Raw genomic sequence first — 18,881 nt, 5'->3', positions numbered from 1 at the left:
GTTTTATTTATAAATTATTGTACTACATCATTTAGGCGTAATCAGATATATCTAAAAGAAAACTCGCATAATATCGTTCCAAGTGACAGCAATCATCAAAACAAGCATGATAACAACGCCAACTAGGGTGATGTAAGTTTCGGTTTCTTGTTTAAGCGGTTTACGACGAACAATTTCGATAAGGTTCATCAAAATTTTTCCACCGTCCAAGGCTGGAATCGGAATCAAATTCACAATTCCTAAGTTCATTGACAATAGCGCCAATAAATAAAGAACTGAAGTCAATCCATTTGAAGCAGCTTGACTTGAAGCTTGATACATGGCAACAGGACCACCTAATTTATCCAAACTAAAGTTTGAAATCAAGCCTTTCAAAGCTGTCAGAATAGCTGTCGCGCTTTGCCAAGCCATTTGGAAGCCACCAGTGACCTTGTCCCAGAAACCTGTTTTCAATACTCGAGTGACACCGATATAGTAACTTCCATTATTTTCTTGTGGTGTTATATCCAGCGTTTCAGTCTTTCCTGAGCTGGTTTCAACGGTTACGGAAATCGTATCACCACTTGAAATATTTTCAGTTACTTTTGTGACAGCCTCCGTCAAATCAGACCAATTAGAGATGTCATAATTTTCGATGGATAAGACACGGTCACCACTTTCAACACCAGCTGCCTGCATGGCACCACCGTCAGTTACTTGAATAACATTCGTTGACGTATCTTGAACACCACCTTGCATGAAAACAAGAAGGATAAAGACAATTGTTCCCAAAATAAAGTTATTCAACGGACCAGCAAAGTTTGTGATTAAACGTCCCCAAACTGTTGCATTTTGATATTGTACATCTAGCGGTGCAATACGGATTTCTGTACCATCTTCCTCGACAATAGTCGCATCATGGTCAACAGAATAGGTTTTCGTTTCATCAAGCACTAGACCTGTGATTTCCAACTTATCCTCTAAATCATAAGCTGTGACATTCATCGGAAGAGCGGTGTTGTCCAACTGCTTTTGTGATAAATTAATACGTGTCACTAAACCGTCTTGATTTAGTGTCAAACTGGCAGGCGTTCCAGTCTTGATTTCCGTCGTATCATCACCCCAACCAGCCATGCGTACATAGCCACCCAGAGGTAGGATACGAATTGTATAAGCGGTACCCTCTTTATCAATATGCGAAAAGATTTTCGGGCCCATTCCGATAGAAAATTCTCGTACTAAGATGCCAGACTTTTTAGCAAAGTAAAGGTGCCCAAATTCATGGACAATAACTAAAATTCCAAAAACGATAATAAAGGTTAAAATTCCGAGCATTTTACTCCTTTCTGTACCAGTAAATTTGATAATCATCCTAATGATCATTCACTAGCCATTAAGCGACAAGAGCGACTTGTCAGCGTTAACTCACAATCAAATTAGAAAAGACCAAGGAGATGCATCATTGGAAAGACAAAAATCATTGAATCAAAGCGGTCCAAAATACCACCATGACCAGGGATTAATTTGCCTGAATCTTTCACGCCAAAGTGACGTTTGATAGCACTCTCAACCAAATCACCGAATTGACCAAAAACACTAAACAACACAACATAAATAAGCATTGCAAAAAGATTATGCGGTGTATAGACTGCCTTATCAACAAGCATGAAAATCAAAGCAACAATAACAGCACAGACAATTCCTCCAAGGCTACCTTCAATTGTTTTATTCGGAGAAACTTTCGGTAACAATTTACGACGTCCAAAACGACGTCCAATCATGTAAGCACCGATGTCAGTCGCCCAAACGATAAACAAAGCAAATAAAACTTTATCTAAACCGCTGATACGAGCATTAACAAGGTTTTGAAAACCGATGCCGACGTAAAGACTAGCCGCAATCGGATAAGAAACATCGTCAAATGAATAATCATCACTGTTTAAAACAGTTCCAGCCAAGAGTAGAAAAACTAGCAAGCCATAAACTGAAAAACTTGAGTCCAGCGGTAGCGATGTAAAATAATTATCCAAAGGCACAGTAAGAACAAAAGCTCCCAACATCGCTAAAACACCTTCAATTGAGAAAAATTCTAGACGTTTCATGCGCAACATTTCTGCCACACCAATCATCGCTAAAAGACCAGCAAAAACTTGGAAAGATAAGCCTCCTGACAACAGAAACGGCAGTAAAATTAGTAAGGCAATCGCCCCCCAAATCACACGTTGTTTCATGACATTTCCTTTCTATATTCCACCAAAACGACGATGACGTCGATTGTATTCAGCAATTGCCTTAATCAGCTCATCTTTTTTGAAATCAGGCCATAAAACTGGTGTGAAATAGAATTCACTATAAGCTGACTGCCAAGGCAGAAAATTACTTAGGCGAAGCTCACCGCTTGTTCGAATAATCAAATCAGGGTCACGGTATAAATACGGTAAGTGGTTTGTCATCAAGTGGTTTGAAATCACATCTTCTGTAATGTCATCAGGATTGATTTTAGCTTCAAGCACTTCTTGGGCAATGTTTTTTACTGCTTCTGTGATTTCTGAACGTCCACCATAATTAAGCGCAAAATTCAAAATCAAACCAGAATTGTGCTTTGTTTTCTCGCAAGCACGTTTCATCGCATCAAAAGTATCTTTTGGCAGGCGGTCTGTTTCACCAATAACTTGAACTTTGACATTATTTGCGTCCAATTCAGGGACATATTTATCAAAGAATTCGACTGGTAAATTCATAATGAATTTAACTTCATCTTCGGGACGAGACCAATTTTCAGTTGAAAAAGCATAGACCGTCAAAACTTTAACACCAAGTTCAGAAGCCGCAATAGTGACGTCTTGCAGAGCATCCATTCCCGCTTTGTGTCCCATGACACGTGGTTGCATACGCTTTTTCGCCCAGCGACCATTTCCATCCATGATGATTCCGATGTGTTTTGGAATCTTTTCAAGGCTTATCGCCTTTTCTTTTTTTCTAAATTTAAACATAACATTTCCTTAAAAGCATACTCGCTATAATATTTTATCATAAATCAGCAATTTTTTCTCCACTTATTACACGCTTTTAAGCAGATTATGCTAGAAAATTCTCCAAATATTGCATTTAAAAAGCCAGACGTTTTTCACATCTGACTTCATGTATTAATCTTTACTTTCAATAGCAGCATCTGTGCTTACTTCCTCAGCAGCTTCTTCAACAACTGCTTCTGTTTCTGTTACTTCTTCGATAACAGTTGTTTCAGGTTCAACAGTTTCTGGTTCTGCACGGTTAATAACACGTTTCAAAGCGCTCAATTCAAATGTCAAGTAAACACCATCAATGTCTAAAACCATTTTTTGGTTATCTTCATCTACTTCGTCAACAACTCCGTAAAGACCACCGATAGTTACAATTTCATCACCTTTAGCTAGTGCTTTAAGCTGATTTTGACGTTCTTGAGCTTGTTTCTTTTGTGAACGTTGCATGAACCAAATCATACCAACCAACACAACCAACATAATAATTGTTCCCATATGTTTCCTCCAAATTTATAATGTCAAAATTTACTATACCAAATTTAAGTTATCAACGCAAGAATTGACCGTTAAATATAGTAATAAAGCAGGGGTTCAACGTGTGAACTATGTCAATGTTTTCACATAAAACACTTGAGTCTGTTCTTTGAATCCTAATTTTTCATATAGATGCTTAGCTGCAATGTTGGCTGATTCAACTGCAATCTGAAAGGCTTTCTCATTTTCAGCAATCAATTGATTCACCAACCTTTTCATAAAATAAGTGCCAATTCCTTGACCGCGACAATCCTCAACCACCGCAAAACCGTAAAAATAGTTATAATCCGTGCTAAAATCAACTGTACAAGAGGACAAAACTGTATCTCCTCTCATGACAGTATACAGCTTGCCATTCTCATCTTCCAAAGCCCCTTTGGCATAATGAAGCGCTTGTTCTTTCGATTCTTTAAAAGCCTTCATTTGGAAATCAGCAATAACTTCAATATGTGCTGTACTAGCCTCAAGAACGGTTAAATCCGTGCGTTCTTCTAAAGGATATGGTTCTCGCTCACGTGTCAACCAATATTCAAAAATCAGGTTCTAACACCATGCCCAAATGCCTGATTAAGTCAGGATTTTTGTCTAAAAAAACACTTCTCAGTCATGATGATTGGTCTTAGTTGATAATCACGTCTAATCTCATCAAATTCACGCCAGAGCGCCTTTGCATACCCCTTTCGACGATGATTTGGGTGAACCAAAATAGCAAGCTCGGCTTCTTGACAATCAGCATAAACGGTTAATAAAGCCACTAATTTTCCCTCATCATAACCCAAGAAAAACGCTGGCATATCCACATCAAAATTAAGCTGATTAGACAAATACGGTGTGCGATGTGTCTGGTCAAACGCTTGAACAACCTTGATAAGTACATTAGCTGCCAACAATTCCTCATCTGTTAAAACATTAGTCCTAATAATTTCCATAATATTTCCTTTTATAATCAAGAACAGGACACCAAGTTGAACTTGGTGTCCTATTATATTTATCTATCATTATACCCATTTGGGTGGCTTGAGTGCCATGCCCATGCTGAGGCAATGATTTTTTCAATGTCGTCAAATTGTGGTTTCCAACCAAGGACTTCACGCGCTTTGTCAGATGACGCGATAAGAGTATCTGGGTCACCAGGGCGACGGTCAGCCAGTTCAGCTGGAATTTCTTTACCAGTCACTTTACGAGCTGCTTCGAGAATTTGAAGATTTGAAAATCCTGTTGAAGAACCAAGATTGAATGCCGTTGACGGATTACCTTCACGAAGGTATTTAACCGCAAGCAAATGCGCATCTGCTAGGTCAAATGGGTGAACATAATCACGGACATTTGTGCCATCTGGCGTGTTGTAATCATTACCAAAAATCATGATTTTTTCACGTACACCTTGTGCCACTTGCAAAATAATTGGTAACAAGTGTGTTTCTGGACCGTGGTCTTCACCGATTGAACCGTCTGGTTTTGCACCAGCAACATTAAAATAGCGAAGCGGTACAAATTTAATACCATAAGCTTGGTCAGACCATTTCATGATTGTTTCCATCATGAGTTTACTTTCGCCATACGGATTGATTGGGCGTTGTGGTGTTGTTTCTTTGATTGGAATTTCATCTGGAATGCCATAAGTTGCTGCTGTTGATGAGAAAACAATGTGCTTCACGCCAAATTCGTTCATCACTTCAAGCAATTTGACCATGCCTGCTGTATTGTTATCAAAGTATTTTAAAGGTTTTTCCATTGATTCAGCAACCAATGAATAAGCCGCAAAGTGAATGACAGCATCAATATCTGGATTTTCTGTAAAGACTTTACGCATAAAGTCTTGGTCAGCAAGGTCGCCTTGATAAAATATCGCATCAGGGTGAACCGCAGCACGGTGCCCTGTCACCAAACTATCAACCACGACGACTTCTTCGTCACCTTTTTCAACCAAACGGTCAACCATGTGAGAACCGATATAACCAGCCCCACCAAGCACTAAAATTGACATGTATTTCTCCTATTCTAACCCCACGCTATCTACAAAACGCATAAAGGCAGCTTGACCTTTTTCATCACGTTTGTAAACACCTGCGTCTTCTAAAACACGAACAAAAACTTTTCCGACTTCCTCTTGTACAATATTATACACTGATTTAGCCGTAATATCCGTACGTTTTTTAATATTATCTGCCCAATCTTTGTGATAGTCAGCGATTTCATTATACTGGTTCAAAAGATATTTTTCAACTTCTGACAGTTCATCTTTCAGACGCGGAGGTAAAATAGCTAAGCCCATAACCTCAATCAGACCGATATTTTCTTTTTTGATGTGTTGCACATCAGCGTGCGGATGATAAACACCGTCAGGAAATTCAGCAGTCGTGTGATTGTCACGTAGGACAATGTCCAATTCAAACAAGCCACGACGTTTACGAGCAATTGGTGTCACGGTGTGGTGCGGTGTGTCTCCTGTATAGGCGACAACATCAACGCTATCATCAGAATAATCACGCCAAGCTAAGCGAATGGTTTCAGCTAGTTCAACCAAACGATTTTTATCAGCGCTACGCAAACGAATAACAGACATTGGCCAGTTGACAATACCAGCTGTCACATCAGAAAAGCCTTTGAAATGAAACTCACGGTCTAGCTCTGCTATTTCCATAGGAAAGACATGACGCCCACCTTGATAGTGATTGTGTGTCAAAATTGACCCACCAACAATCGGTAAATCAGAATTTGACCCTGCAAAATACCCTGGGAAAATATCAACAATGTCCAATAATTGCGCAAAAGTATCCTTGCTAATAACCATTGGCACATGCTCAGTATTTAAAATAATGCAGTGCTCATTGAAGTAAGCATAAGGTGAATACTGGAAGCCCCATTTTTCATCACCTAACTTCATACGGATAATGCGGTGGTTAGCACGGGCAGGGTGGTTAATCCTACCTTGGTAACCTTCATTTTCCATGCAAAGTTGGCATTTTGGATATGAGGAAGCTTTGACCAGTTTAGCTTGTGCAATAGCTTTGGGGTCTTTTTCAGGTTTTGATAAATTGATTGTGATTTGAATATCGCCATATTGTGATGGTGTTGTAAAGGCAATATTTTTTGCGATTGCAGCAACTTTAATGTAATCGTTGCGTTTGCTGAGGGCGTAAAAATCTGCGATAGCTTGTTGAGGAGATTTTGCATAAGTATCCCAGAATTCACGGTTCACCTGACTTGGAACAGGTGTGATAAAATTCATTAGCTCAGCACCCAAACAATCTTTTTCGGTCACCAATTCACCAACCTTGCCATTTTGCACAGCTAGGTCAACCAGTTCATCTTTGAGGGCAATAAGTTCTGTTTGCTTCGTTTCTTGCTGTGAGCCTTCTTCGCCAACAAGGGCAAGGACACGATTACACAAGTAAAACATATCATCTTCTGTGTAGTCGCTAACTGCAATAACTTTAGCAACAAAAGTATCTAAAAGTTTCATTTTTCTTCTCTAATCTTACTTATTTTCGAGACAAGACACGTGAGCCACCTGCAATTTCAGCAATGTAGAAAGCTGGCGCATAGCCAATGATTTCTGTATAAACCTTGCCGACATTTTGGGTGAATTCATCAACTTTATCTTTAGCGACAATGGCAATACCGCAGCCACCAAAGCCCGCTCCTGTCATACGAGCTCCAAGGACACCTTCTTGTTGCCAAGCGGTATGAGCAAGGGTATCAAGCTCAATACCAGTCACTTCGTAATCATGCTCAAGTGATACATGTGAGGCATTGACCAAACGACCAAATTTTTCAAGTTCACCTGCAATCAAAGCTTCTTTGGCTTGAAGAGTGCGTTGATTTTCCCAAACAGCGTGACGAGCACGTTTGAGACGATTAGCATCTTTAATGAGGTAACTGTATTCATCAAAAGCTTGCAAATCAAGTTCACCAAGTGTCTTGATATCAAGCACTTGATTCAATTCTTCAACGGCTTTTTCACATTCGGCACGACGTTCATTGTATTTTGAATCAGCCAATTCACGGCGTTTGTTAGTATTCATGATAACAATGACATTGTCACCTAAATCAAGCGGCACAAGGTCGTATTCTAATGTGTTGGTATCAAGGTAAATAGCTTGCTTGTCAGCTCCCATACCAATAGCAAATTGGTCCATGATTCCTGAATTAACGCCGATAAATTCATTTTCCGTTTGTTTACCAATTTTTACTAAGTCAAGACGGTCTAAGTTGAGGTCAAATAATTCTTCAGCAACAATTCCGACCAAGAGCTCTAACGAAGCTGATGATGACAAGCCTGAACCGTTTGGAATATTCCCATTGACGTAAAGGTCAAAACCAGTATTAATCGTATACCCAGCTTCTTGCAAGAATTTAATGACACCTTTTGGATAATTCGTCCAGTTGTCTTTTTTATCAAAGACAAGGTTAGCAAGGTCAACCTCGATAATGCCTAAATCAGCAAAGTTTGCTGAATAAAAACGAAGTGTTTGATCGTCACGTTTGCGAGCTGCACCGTATGTTCCAAGGGTGATAGCCGCTGGGAAAACATGACCGCCATTGTAGTCTGTATGTTCACCAATCAAATTGATACGTCCTGGTGAGAAAAAGGTTGCGTCTGCTTCATTGCCAAATACGGCTGTGAAGGCTTCTTTTAATTCTATAACTTTCATGAGGGTCTCCTTTTTTAACTTTTTCTATGATTACGTTTTCATTGTACACCTGTTGATGTTCCAAGTCAATAAAATTTACTAAATTTTTACTTAAAATTTTTGTTATGTTATTTTTTGTGCTACAATAAAAGTAAGAAAGAAGGGATAACTTATGGCTACATTAAAAGACATCGCAAAGTTGGCAAAGGTTTCATCAGCAACCGTTTCTCGGGTGCTTAATCAAGATGCTACCCTTTCTGTTAGCGAAGAAACACGGCATCGCATTTTAACCGTCGCTGAAGAGCTGGGGTACGAAAAGCACAAACGCAGCACAAATACCTTACAAGAACGGCAAAAAATTGCTATTGTGCAATGGTACAGTGAGCAAGAAGAACTCAATGACCTCTATTATTACAGTATTCGTATCGGACTCGAAAAACGTGCTCAAGAGTTGGGCTATGATATTATTCGTTACTTTAATAATGATATTTTAACGATTTCTGAAAACATCTGTGGTATTATTGCCATTGGTAAATTTTCTAGCGCACAAATTTCAAAACTCGAAAAATTGTCTCAAAATCTTGTGTTTGTTGACAGCGACACACTCAATGCAGGACACCCTTGCGTGACCACTGATTTTGATAATGCTGTTATCAAAGTGCTTGATTACTTTATGGACCAAGGATTCACAAAAATTGGGATGATTGCTGGCGAAGAACGCACAACCGACCAACAAGAACTCATTGTTGACCAACGCTTCCGTACTTTCAAAAATTACGCCTATGAAAATAATCTCTACAATCCTAACTACATATTTGTCGGAGATTTTTCAGCACAAGCAGGATATGAGTTAATGAAAAAAGCCATTACCGAACTTGGTGACGACCTCCCTCAAGCTTTCTTTCTTGCCAATGACACCCTTGCAATCGGTGCGCTTCGCGCTCTCCAAGAAGCTAGTATCATTGTGCCAAATCGCGTTAGCCTCATCTCTTTTAACGATACCCCACTAACTAAACAAGTCTTTCCAGCCTTATCAAGCATCACTGTCTATACCGAAGAAATGGGACGGACTGCCGTTGACATCCTTAACCGCCAACTTATCAACCATAACACTATCCCAACAATGACAAGACTTGCAACCACTCTAACATTACGAGACAGCACGAAATAAAAGACGTTAATAAAAAGAGTTCCAAATTAAATTTGGAACTCTTTTTATTTCATATTTTGCCCGACTTTCATGCAAAAGGCATCCCATGGTTGAAGTTGATGATTTTCAAAATCAGCAAGTTCTGCGGTATTGCTGATGATAGTTTCTTGGTAGCCAAGGTCGCATTCAAATGGTTGCGCTTGGTTCGATAGGTTAGCCACAACAAGATAAGTAGCATCCACAGTTTTTCTGAGATAGGCAAAGACCTTATCTGCTGTCTCTAAAAGTTCAAAATCCGCATCAATCAACCACTCATTTTCCTTGCGAAGCGTGATGAGTTTTTGATAAGTATAGAAAATAGATTCTGGATTGTCTAAAGCAGCTTGAACATTGATGTCCTGATAGTTTGGATTAACTGGCAACCAAGTCTTATCAGCTGTTGAAAATCCTGCATTCTTGCTACTATCCCATTGCATTGGCGTTCTAGCATTATCGCGTCCAATCATGCGAATACTGTCTAGCACTTCTTCTGACGTCTTACCATTTTCAAGCGCTTCTTTGGCAAAATTGAGCGACTCAATGTCATCAATTTCTCCTAAATCCTTGAAAGGATAGTTAGTCATGCCGATTTCTTCTCCTTGGTAGATGTAAGGCGTACCACGCATTAGGTGCAAGCAAATCGCTAGCGCTTTGGCTGATTTTTCACGATAAGTGTCTGTGTCTCCCCAAATCGATAAAACACGTGGCAAATCATGATTGTCCCAAAAAAGCGAATTCCAGCCCTGACCAAGCTCAAGCTCTGTCTGCCACTTGTTGAAAATGGCTTTAAGTGCAGGAACATTTAATTCTTTTTCGTATTCCCATTTTGAAGCATTTGGCTTGTGTTGCAGACCGATATGTTCAAATTGAAAAACCATTGATAATTCTTTTTCATCTGGGGATGAGTACTGCTTAGCAATTTCTGGTGTTGCGCCCCAAGTTTCGCCAACCGTTAACAAATCCTTTCCAGCCAAGGTTTCTTGATGCATTTCTTTGAGATAATCATGCAATTTTGGTCCATTATTAGAAATTAATTGGTCTGGCATTTTCCCAATCATGTCAATCACGTCCATACGAAAGCCAGAAATACCTTTGTCAATCCAGCGATTCATCATATCGTAAACAGACTTGCGTAATGCGAGATTTTCCCAATTCAAATCTGGCTGTTTCTTGCTGAAAAAGTGCAAATAATATTGCCCAGTTTTGCCATCATATGCCCAGGCAGAGCCACCAAAAATAGAATCAAGCTCATTTGGTTCATCACGCCAAATGTAAAAATCACGGTATGGGCTGGCAGGATTTTCACGCGCTTCAACAAACCAAGCGTGTTCATCTGATGTGTGATTAACCACCAAATCCATGATAATACGAATACCACGCGCTTTTGCCTGCGCTAGCAATTCTTCCATGTCAGACATATCTCCAAAAATATCCGCAATCGCCTCATAATTTGAAATATCATAACCATTATCATCCATCGGAGACTGATAAACAGGAGAAAGCCAAATCGCTGTAATACCAAGCTTTTGTAAGTAGTCAAGTTTACTGATAATCCCTTGCAAATCACCAATTCCATCACCATTTGAATCCTTAAATGATTTTGGGTAAATTTGATAAATGGTTGCTTTATGCCACCAATGTTTTTCCATAGTGCACCTCTATTTTGATTTATTTGTCTTTATTTTAACGCTTTCTTGTTATTTGTGCAAGCGTTTGCGTTATAAAAAATAGAAAGGAAGCTAGGAGTTTGCCCAGCCACCTTTAGATTATAAGAAAGTAACTTCTTCCCCGTTTTCTTTAACTGCGTAGCTTAACTCTTTTAAATTAATTTGGGCTTCCGCAACCACACTGCTACCTTGATTACGGCGAGTGATTACAAGCGTATTTTCATCTAATATCTCTACATCAATACTGCCATCCAGGGCAAAAGCAGCCGATTGATTACGGAAAGTAAATAATTTTAGCAAAGCTTGAACAACTGGACGTTTGACTTCTTCTGCAATTTCGCTACTGCTATAATAATGACGATTAATATTGCGACCTTCTTTTGTTTTTTCTAACAATTCAAGATCATTTTTACCAGCTAAAAAGCCAACATAATACACTTGTGGAATGCCTGGCGCGAAAGCTTGAATCAAACGAGCTAAGAAATATTTCTTGTCATCATCCCCAAGCGCAGAATAGTAAGTTGAATTGATTTGGTAGATATCAAGATTATTATACTCGGCTGTTGAATATTTTCGGTTGACGTTGGCACCTACTTTATAAAGTTCATTTGACGTGTAATCAATTTCCTCATCCGTCAAGATATCTTTGACATCAACAACTCCAATACCATCGTGCGTATCAAGTGTCGTAAATTGTTTCATGGGAGACATTTTAAGCCATTTCGCCAAACGATTAACATTTCCGCTGTAAAGGCTATAAAGAACCACCATCGGAAGGGCAAAATCATAAACATAGTAATCGTGCTCAGCGATCTTAAACTGGATTGAATAGTGCTCATGAATTTCTGGAAGCAACTCTGTACCAGATTCCGCAGCAATGCTGCGGACTTTATCAAGCAATTCCCAGATTTCTGGTTCTACAAAGAAATCATTAGTATCTAATTTTTTAACTGCATAAGCAAAAGCATCTAATCGAATAAGGTCGCAACCATTTTCAGCTAAATGCGCGATGGTCTTTCGAATGAAATCCATGGTCACGTCTTTTGTCACATCAAGGTCAATCTGCTCTTCACCAAATGTGTTCCAGAGCTGCTCAACTGAACCGTCCGCAAAGTGAATTCCTTGTTTTGGTGCGCGGTCTTTACGCTTGTAAATCAAATCCACATCAGCTTGTGTCGGACGATTTTCTGGCCAAAATTTATCCCAGTTAAGAAACATATCCTTGTAAGCACTAGCTTCGTGCTTTTCCTGATAATCTTTGTAATATTTTGATTGACGAGAAATATGGTTAATCATGAAATCAAACATGAGATAATACTTCTCACCCAATGCCTTCACGTCATCCCAATCCCCAAATGCAGCATCAACCTCATCATAATCGACTGGCGCAAAACCACGGTCACCTGTTGACGGGAAAAATGGCAAAAGATGAACCCCGCCGACAGCTTCTCCAAAATACTTGCCAAGATTTTCATTTAATTCTTTCAAATTCTTTCCCAGACTATCTGAGTAAGTAATAAGCATTGTTTTATTTTGTATTGTCATAGTTACTCCTTTACCCTTTTGGATTTTAGCACCCAGCAAAAGTTGAACTCGGGCTACAGGCTGGGTGAAAAAGATGAGCCTCCTTGTGTCTTAATGACACTGCGTCGACTCCTTATTTCACTGCGCCGTTGCTCATTCCTGAAATGATATGTTTTTGGAAAATGAGGTAAACGATTGTGATAGTAATAATACCAACGACGTATGATGCAAAGCTTGGTCCGTAGTCGCTGAGGTATTGTCCTGTGTAGTTGTATTGAAAAAGTGGCAATGACCAAGAGTCTGATGATTTATTCAGCATCAAGAGTGGAAGCATGAAGTCATTCCAAAACCAAAGTGCATTGATAATCAAAGTTGTAGCGTGCATTGGTTTTAACATTGGAAAGACGATTTTGCGATAAGTTGTGAATTTATCAGCACCATCAATCTCAGCTGCTTCATCCAAACTGTCAGGAACACTTAACTTGATGTATCCGACATACAAGAATAAGGTTTGTGGTACAGCATATGTTAAGTACAAGATAATCAAACCCCAAATATTAGTCAAGCCAAGTCGACTCATCATCACTGTGATTGGAATCATGATAACTTGAAATGGCACAAAAATTCCCAAAATCAACAAACTGTACATGATATTGAAAGCTCGTTTTTTGCTCATATTACGAGCAATTGAATAAGCAGCCGCAGGAATAAATAAAGTCACCAAAATCACTGATACAACGGTGATAATCGTTGAATTTAAGAAATAATGTCCGATGCCATCAGCAAGCAAGCGTGTGTAGTTGCTTAGAGTGACAGGATTTGGAAAAGCAAAGAAATGTTGCATGATATCCTTAGTTGTCTTAAACGAACTAAAGACAGTTGCTAATAAAGGAATCAAAATCAGAATTGAACCCGCAATTAAGAGCACATATTTCCAAAAAGTATTATAACGTTCTTCTTTTTTCATCTCTCACTCCTATACTTCAAAACGACTTGATAATTTAAGTTGCAACACTGAAACAAGAACAATGATGGCAAAAAGAATCAAGGCAATTGCGTTAGCATAACCGTATTGGTTACTTGAAAAGGCATAATTGTAAACCAAAAGTCCGATTGATGTTGTTGAATTACTTGGTCCACCACCAGTCAAAGCAAAGATTTGGTCAAAAGCTGTTAAGCCACCTTTTAGTGCCATGATAAAGACCATAGAAATACTTGGTAACAGATATGGTAATTCAATGTTCCAGAACGTTTGTTTGCTATTTGCGCCATCGATTGCTGCCGCTTCTGTGATTTCACTTGGAATGGTTTGAAGACCAGATAGGAAGAGAATAATCGGCATGGCAACACCTTGCCACAACATAACAAAGATTGCTGCAAAAACAGCACCGCCAGTTGTTCCTAAAAGACTTGTTTTTAAACATTCAATATTCAAAGCTTCGCCGATAGCAGGCAAACCATAGTTAAAAACTTGTTTAAAAATCAAAGACACTGTCAACCCTGACAAAACAGCTGGGAAAAAGAACCAAGCTCTAAAGAACGTTTGACCTTTGATTTTAGTATTCAAAGCACGCGCCACCCAGATACCAATCACAATTTCACCGACAATTAACGCAATGGTCAAAATCAAAGTAAAGCCAAGAGCTTTAAAGAATTTGGTATCCGTTAGCAAGATTTTATAATTGTTGACACCAACAAAATCAAAATTGTAAGTCAATCCAGTCCAGTTTGTAAAACTGTAGAAAGCACCTTGAATCATTGGGAAATAGAAGAAAATTGCTTGTAAAATCAAGGGAACAATCAAGAACACCCAGCCCCAATATTTATTTAAAAATTTTCGCATTCTAGTTTCCTCCTACTTCGTCACATCGGCTTTCATCGGATTGAAAAAGGCATTTAATTCATCTGTATATTGCTTAGCATCTTCGCTCATCAAATAATTGGCTGTCAAACTCCAGAAGTCTTCTTCGCTTGTCCAATTTTCACCCAGCCAAACATAGTGCTTATCTGTAAAAGCTAATCGATAAAGCGGAGCAAGGGGAGAGTTCTCATCTTCAACCACACCATTTACAGATACTGGTGAGCCATCGACGTCATAATATTTTTGCATTGCTTTAGCTGAAGCCATATAAGAAATGAATTTTTCGCACTCTTTTTTGTGTTTGCTTGCTGATGAGATAGACAAAGCCAAATCACCTGCACCAACAGTCACTTCTTGACCAACTTCATTCCCAGGAAAGGCAAAGGTTGAGATGTCAAATTTAGGGTCTTGTTGCTTAATGGCTGCTAATACCCATGAACCGCCAGGTAACATTAAAGCTTTTTCAGTCGCAAAGGCTACAACAGAATCATTATAAGAAGCCCCTTCCCAGTTAGTTTGTTGATTTCCTTTTTCAGCCAATAAATCAAGACGTTTCAAGACATTTTTTACTTCTTTGTCATCTGTTGAAATAGAATTCACCGGAGAAAAACGAAGATAATCATTTGCCTTATCACCGCTGCCAGTCACACTGATATAAGCTAGTTGGTGATAGCCATTTAAAGTCCAACCTTCACTACCAGCAAGCGCAAACGGGGTTTCGCCGTCAGCTTTAATCTGTTTAACAAGTGTTTCAAATTCATCCCAAGTTTCTGGAACTTTGAGGCCTAATTCTTCAAATTTTGTCTTGTTAAAATAAATCCCTGAAACGTTGGCTGATAGCGGGACGCTATAAATTTTGCCGTTGACAGCATAATTTTTTTCGTAATGATTTTTGATGTTTTTAAGATATGATTTTCCAGTCATATTCTCAAAGTAACCTGCTTTTGCCCACTCTTTAAAATCAACGTTCTGAGGGTAAATGTTAATGACATCCGGAGCATCACCTGCAAGCATACGTGTTTTTAGAACAGTACCAGCACTTGGCACACTGGTCATTTTGACATGGATTTTTGGATTTTCTTTTTCAAAATCCTTAATGATTTCTTTTAGCGTATCAACCATTTCTGTTTTTTGGTTGAAATATTCGATAGTTACCTTGCCATCATTAGAGGAATCACTGTTTTTTGGACAAGCTGTCAATGTCAAAGCAGCTGCCGCTGTCAACATTGCCACTCCAGTCACTATTAATCGTTTAGGCCATTTCATGGAAAACCTCCTTATTGTTTCACGAAATAGTATTGTTTGCTGAGGTAATCACCTTGTGGGAGAATCGCTATGAGGCCCGCGTACATGAGCTCTGCTCCTGAGTAAACTTGGTCTGTTCCTTGCAAGCAGTAAAGAGCTTCTTCTTCCAAACCTTTCAGCTTAAGTGTTGTTTCAATGATTTCAATGGTTGAAAGTGTGCGAACATAAGTGACAACTACCTTATCTTCATAAACAAATTGAACCGCTGCTTCATTTGACCCTTCTTCTGGATTAATCAAGCGATATTGCTTACCAAATTGAATCACTGGACGAATCTCTTTGTAATGAGCGACTTGAGCAGCAATTACATCTTTTTCAGCTTGTGGCAAGCTTTTCAAATCAAGTTCATAGCCAAGATTTCCCATCATGGCAACATTACCGCGAGTTTCAATCGGTGTTGTGCGTCCCATTTGGTGATTAGGACTTGCTGATACGTGAGAGCCCATTGAAATGGTTGGGTGAAGGTAACTTGAGCCGTATTGAATTGGCAAACGTGAAATGGCATCAGTATTGTCACTAGCCCAAACTTGTGGGAAATAGCGCATCATACCAAGGTCATTTCGACCACCACCACCTGAGCAAGATTCAAAGAGAATGTTACTATGCTTTTCTGTCAAATAAGACACCAAATCATACAAACCTAGCATGTAATCATGAGATTGCATTTGGGTCGCAAGATAAGTATCACCATTTCCGATATTTGTGATGTTACGGTTATAATCCCATTTAACATAATCAATAGTATTTTCTGTCAAAATCTTATCAATAGCTGCCTTGATGTAGGCTACGACATCAGGATTTGCAAGGTTGAGCACCAATTGATTACGAGAATAAGTATGACCACGACCTTCAGCTTGAATAGCCCAATCTGGATGCGCACGATAAAGATCACTATCAACAGAAATCATTTCTGGTTCAAACCACAAACCAAATTTCAAACCTTTGGCATGCACTTCAGCAATCAAGTCATTCAAAGGCCCACCGAGTTTTTCTTCGTTGACAACCCAGTCACCAAGCGCACGATTATCATCAAATCGATTACCAAACCAACCGTCATCAAGAACAAAAAGCTCGATACCAAGTTTGCTTGCTTCGTCAGCTAAATCAAGCAATTTTTCTTTTTTGAAATCAAAATAAGTCGCTTCCCAATTGTTAATGAGAATTGGACGTTCAGCATGTGCAAATTGTTTTGGCATGATATGATTTTGCACAAACAACTGGCTTTCTTGGCTCAAGTGTGTCAAACCTTTTGCCGAATAAGTCATCAAAGCCACTGGCGTTTCAAAATTATCTCTAGCTGCCAATTGCCAAGCAAAGTTATCATCATTAATACCAATCCCTAAGCGAACTTCATTCAATTGATTTTTTTGAACAAAAGCTTGAAAATTACCACTATAAAGTAGCTGCAAAGCAAGGGCACTGCCAGCATCCTCCGTCGCTGTCCTATCACACAAAATCACAGCTGGAGTCTGAGCATGACCAGAAGCTCCGCGATTTGAAGCAATGCTAAAGATACCTTGCTCGACCATTTGACGACGAACTGTTTTCTCACGCGCATAAGCTCCTTGCAAAGTCACCACATCATAATTTCCAGCAGGTACATCAAGCATAGTTGATAAAGCACGGTTGATGATAACAGCTTTATCGGATAGATTACTAATCTTAGCAAAGGTTGAAATAGTTGCACGATCTGCATAAGCTGTGTAATAAAGCGTCAGACGCAATTTAGCAAATTCATCTTCTAAGATAAACACTAATGTTTCAGCACCTTCCATTGAATGAGGACTAGGTAATCCTGTTGCCTCAACAACTCCATGTAAAATATGACTATCTTTTAACTTAAATTGTGTTAATTCATTGTTATCATGTTGAATTTTAAGTGATGGGCAACGAAAGTCACCAAAGCCATGCACACCAAAGATTTGACGTTGGGTATCATAGCTAAACGTACGATTATCGGGAGTCGGATTGCCTGAAAAAGCATGATCTTTCTCAAATATCGCATTTGAACCGTGATAGTTAGCGATTTTACCCCCAATATGACGAAGAAGTAAATCACCTTCTCGATTCTCAATAATCATTGACATCTCTTTACTCTGAATATAGAAAAGATTTCCTTTGATTGTAATTCCCACAAGTTTTCCTCCTCTACTTTTACTAAAATTTTACCACCAAATTACCCCTTGTTGAATGGTAGGATGTTGGACAAATATGGTAAAATGTTGCTTATAGAGGAGATGATAGTTTGAACGTTCTAAATACCTATAACGAATTTGATACCAATAATTTTGATCTAAATGTTGACCACTATGGGGCTGAAATTTGTGACAAAAACTACTCTTTTGGTCCAACTATTCGTGATAATTTTGTTCTGCATTTTATTGTTGATGGTAAAGGAAAATTTACTATTGATGGCCAAACCACTGAACTTGGTGTTGGTGATATGTTTATCCTTCCCAAAGGAAAAGTGACCTTTTATCAAGCTGATAAAGAACATCCTTGGACATACCTTTGGGTCGGATTTAGCGGTTCAAAGGCTGAAAGTATTTTAAGTAAAACTCAGCTACTAGAGCAATACTTCTGCCATTCAACACTTAAGTCCAAGGTTCTTGATCAAATCGTCAAATTAACTCAATTTCGCGATCAAAAACTTGATGACGTGACTGAACTCCAACTGATTGCTGAACTTTACAAACTACTTGCTTACCTAATAGAAGAATCTCCCAGTAAAGCAATTTCTGATGGTAGTATTCTTATTCAAAATTATATTAGACAAACTAAAAAAATAATTCATTCACAATATGGAACTTCTTTAAAAGTGGGAGAAATTGCTAATAAACTCAATCTCAACCGCAGCTACCTCTACAAGATTTTCAAAGAAGAAACTGGCTATTCGATCAAAGATTATATCGTCCAAGTCCGCATGGAAAAAAGTGCTGATTTACTTACCAACACTACTTTTCATATCTCAGAAGTCGCAAACGCCGTAGGCTTCACAGATGGTCTCACATTTAGTAAAGCCTTTAAAAAATACTTCAACCAAAGCCCAAGCAATTACCGCAAAACACTAAAAAATTAAGCAAAAAGCGTTAAGATTCTCTTACCTAACGTTTTTTTACAACACCCAAAATCCTCCAAGAGACTAAGCTCTTGGGGGTGAAA

General features: G+C 38.8%; 15 protein-coding genes and 1 pseudogene. 2 read left to right on the top strand and 14 right to left on the bottom strand.

What is annotated here, in order from left to right; translation table 11 throughout:
- Positions 1 to 51: 51 nt before the first annotated feature.
- The 8 genes and pseudogenes from rseP to E8M05_RS01350 all read right to left on the bottom strand — a co-directional run bounded on the left by rseP (position 52) and on the right by E8M05_RS01350 (position 8,194).
- On the bottom strand, positions 52 to 1,314 hold the full coding sequence (gene rseP, locus E8M05_RS01385) for an RIP metalloprotease RseP (RefSeq protein ID WP_013851436.1): 1,263 nt from the start codon (positions 1,312 to 1,314) through the stop codon (positions 52 to 54).
- 101 nt (positions 1,315 to 1,415) lie between these two features.
- On the bottom strand, positions 1,416 to 2,210 hold the full coding sequence (locus E8M05_RS01380) for a phosphatidate cytidylyltransferase (RefSeq protein ID WP_003063131.1): 795 nt from the start codon (positions 2,208 to 2,210) through the stop codon (positions 1,416 to 1,418).
- A 12-nt stretch (positions 2,211 to 2,222) separates the two neighbouring features.
- The gene (locus E8M05_RS01375; RefSeq protein ID WP_003063129.1) at positions 2,223 to 2,972 is read right to left on the bottom strand and encodes an isoprenyl transferase; all 750 of its coding nucleotides are present in this window, start codon (positions 2,970 to 2,972) and stop codon (positions 2,223 to 2,225) included.
- Positions 2,973 to 3,125: 153 nt separating this feature from the next.
- The gene (gene yajC, locus E8M05_RS01370) at positions 3,126 to 3,497 is read right to left on the bottom strand and encodes a preprotein translocase subunit YajC (protein WP_003063127.1); all 372 of its coding nucleotides are present in this window, start codon (positions 3,495 to 3,497) and stop codon (positions 3,126 to 3,128) included.
- A gap of 108 nt (positions 3,498 to 3,605) precedes the next feature.
- Positions 3,606 to 4,465: pseudogene (locus tag E8M05_RS01365) on the bottom strand (GNAT family N-acetyltransferase).
- A gap of 59 nt (positions 4,466 to 4,524) precedes the next feature.
- Positions 4,525 to 5,523, bottom strand: a complete 999-nt coding sequence (gene galE / locus E8M05_RS01360; RefSeq protein WP_003063121.1) for a UDP-glucose 4-epimerase GalE — start codon at positions 5,521 to 5,523, stop codon at positions 4,525 to 4,527.
- 9 nt (positions 5,524 to 5,532) lie between these two features.
- On the bottom strand, positions 5,533 to 7,002 hold the full coding sequence (gene galT, locus E8M05_RS01355; protein WP_003063119.1) for a UDP-glucose--hexose-1-phosphate uridylyltransferase: 1,470 nt from the start codon (positions 7,000 to 7,002) through the stop codon (positions 5,533 to 5,535).
- A 19-nt stretch (positions 7,003 to 7,021) separates the two neighbouring features.
- A complete protein-coding gene (locus tag E8M05_RS01350) occupies positions 7,022 to 8,194 on the bottom strand; it encodes a galactokinase (RefSeq protein WP_003063117.1) in 1,173 nt (390 codons plus the stop codon).
- Between the two features lie 151 nt (positions 8,195 to 8,345).
- Between E8M05_RS01350 and E8M05_RS01345 the strand changes: the two genes are divergently transcribed.
- Positions 8,346 to 9,344 carry a LacI family DNA-binding transcriptional regulator gene (locus tag E8M05_RS01345; RefSeq protein WP_048791239.1) on the top strand — a complete coding sequence of 333 codons (999 nt, stop codon included), beginning with the start codon at positions 8,346 to 8,348 and terminating at the stop codon, positions 9,342 to 9,344.
- Between the two features lie 44 nt (positions 9,345 to 9,388).
- Here the strand turns inward: E8M05_RS01345 and dexB are convergent, their stop codons facing one another.
- The 6 genes from dexB to E8M05_RS01315 all read right to left on the bottom strand — a co-directional run bounded on the left by dexB (position 9,389) and on the right by E8M05_RS01315 (position 17,854).
- The gene (dexB, locus tag E8M05_RS01340; RefSeq protein WP_003063113.1) at positions 9,389 to 11,011 is read right to left on the bottom strand and encodes a glucan 1,6-alpha-glucosidase DexB; all 1,623 of its coding nucleotides are present in this window, start codon (positions 11,009 to 11,011) and stop codon (positions 9,389 to 9,391) included.
- A gap of 117 nt (positions 11,012 to 11,128) precedes the next feature.
- Positions 11,129 to 12,574, bottom strand: coding sequence for a sucrose phosphorylase (gtfA, locus tag E8M05_RS01335; RefSeq protein ID WP_048791240.1), 1,446 nt, complete (start codon positions 12,572 to 12,574; stop codon positions 11,129 to 11,131).
- 112 nt (positions 12,575 to 12,686) lie between these two features.
- Positions 12,687 to 13,520: a carbohydrate ABC transporter permease gene (locus E8M05_RS01330; RefSeq protein WP_003063108.1), complete on the bottom strand. Its 834-nt coding sequence runs from the start codon at positions 13,518 to 13,520 to the stop codon at positions 12,687 to 12,689.
- Between the two features lie 9 nt (positions 13,521 to 13,529).
- Positions 13,530 to 14,396, bottom strand: coding sequence for a carbohydrate ABC transporter permease (locus E8M05_RS01325; protein ID WP_003063104.1), 867 nt, complete (start codon positions 14,394 to 14,396; stop codon positions 13,530 to 13,532).
- 12 nt (positions 14,397 to 14,408) lie between these two features.
- Positions 14,409 to 15,680 (bottom strand): extracellular solute-binding protein, encoded by a 1,272-nt coding sequence (locus E8M05_RS01320; protein WP_136596398.1) that lies wholly within the window; start codon positions 15,678 to 15,680, stop codon positions 14,409 to 14,411.
- Positions 15,681 to 15,691: 11 nt separating this feature from the next.
- Positions 15,692 to 17,854: an alpha-galactosidase gene (locus E8M05_RS01315; protein ID WP_013851433.1), complete on the bottom strand. Its 2,163-nt coding sequence runs from the start codon at positions 17,852 to 17,854 to the stop codon at positions 15,692 to 15,694.
- 110 nt (positions 17,855 to 17,964) lie between these two features.
- Between E8M05_RS01315 and E8M05_RS01310 the strand changes: the two genes are divergently transcribed.
- Positions 17,965 to 18,798: an AraC family transcriptional regulator gene (locus tag E8M05_RS01310; protein WP_003063094.1), complete on the top strand. Its 834-nt coding sequence runs from the start codon at positions 17,965 to 17,967 to the stop codon at positions 18,796 to 18,798.
- Positions 18,799 to 18,881: the final 83 nt, after the last annotated feature.

Source organism: Streptococcus pasteurianus (genome assembly GCF_004843545.1).
GTDB classification, from domain to species: domain Bacteria; phylum Bacillota; class Bacilli; order Lactobacillales; family Streptococcaceae; genus Streptococcus; species Streptococcus pasteurianus.
The sequence above is the reverse complement of the archived record's forward strand: the minus strand, read 5'-3'. Positions and strand labels throughout refer to the sequence as shown.

What these genes read in the sequence shown, in the direction of transcription:
- E8M05_RS01325 (WP_003063104.1), bottom strand. Translation starts at nt 14,396, where the DNA reads ATGCGAAAATTTTTAAATAAATATTGGGGCTGGGTGTTCTTGATTGTT.
- E8M05_RS01380 (WP_003063131.1), bottom strand. Translation starts at nt 2,210, where the DNA reads ATGAAACAACGTGTGATTTGGGGGGCGATTGCCTTACTAATTTTACTG.
- E8M05_RS01375 (WP_003063129.1), bottom strand. Translation starts at nt 2,972, where the DNA reads ATGTTTAAATTTAGAAAAAAAGAAAAGGCGATAAGCCTTGAAAAGATT.
- rseP (WP_013851436.1), bottom strand. Translation starts at nt 1,314, where the DNA reads ATGCTCGGAATTTTAACCTTTATTATCGTTTTTGGAATTTTAGTTATT.
- galE (WP_003063121.1), bottom strand. Translation starts at nt 5,523, where the DNA reads ATGTCAATTTTAGTGCTTGGTGGGGCTGGTTATATCGGTTCTCACATG.
- E8M05_RS01320 (WP_136596398.1), bottom strand. Translation starts at nt 15,680, where the DNA reads ATGAAATGGCCTAAACGATTAATAGTGACTGGAGTGGCAATGTTGACA.
- E8M05_RS01330 (WP_003063108.1), bottom strand. Translation starts at nt 13,520, where the DNA reads ATGAAAAAAGAAGAACGTTATAATACTTTTTGGAAATATGTGCTCTTA.
- galT (WP_003063119.1), bottom strand. Translation starts at nt 7,002, where the DNA reads ATGAAACTTTTAGATACTTTTGTTGCTAAAGTTATTGCAGTTAGCGAC.
- E8M05_RS01350 (WP_003063117.1), bottom strand. Translation starts at nt 8,194, where the DNA reads ATGAAAGTTATAGAATTAAAAGAAGCCTTCACAGCCGTATTTGGCAAT.
- gtfA (WP_048791240.1), bottom strand. Translation starts at nt 12,574, where the DNA reads ATGACAATACAAAATAAAACAATGCTTATTACTTACTCAGATAGTCTG.
- E8M05_RS01345 (WP_048791239.1), top strand. Translation starts at nt 8,346, where the DNA reads ATGGCTACATTAAAAGACATCGCAAAGTTGGCAAAGGTTTCATCAGCA.
- dexB (WP_003063113.1), bottom strand. Translation starts at nt 11,011, where the DNA reads ATGGAAAAACATTGGTGGCATAAAGCAACCATTTATCAAATTTACCCA.
- yajC (WP_003063127.1), bottom strand. Translation starts at nt 3,497, where the DNA reads ATGGGAACAATTATTATGTTGGTTGTGTTGGTTGGTATGATTTGGTTC.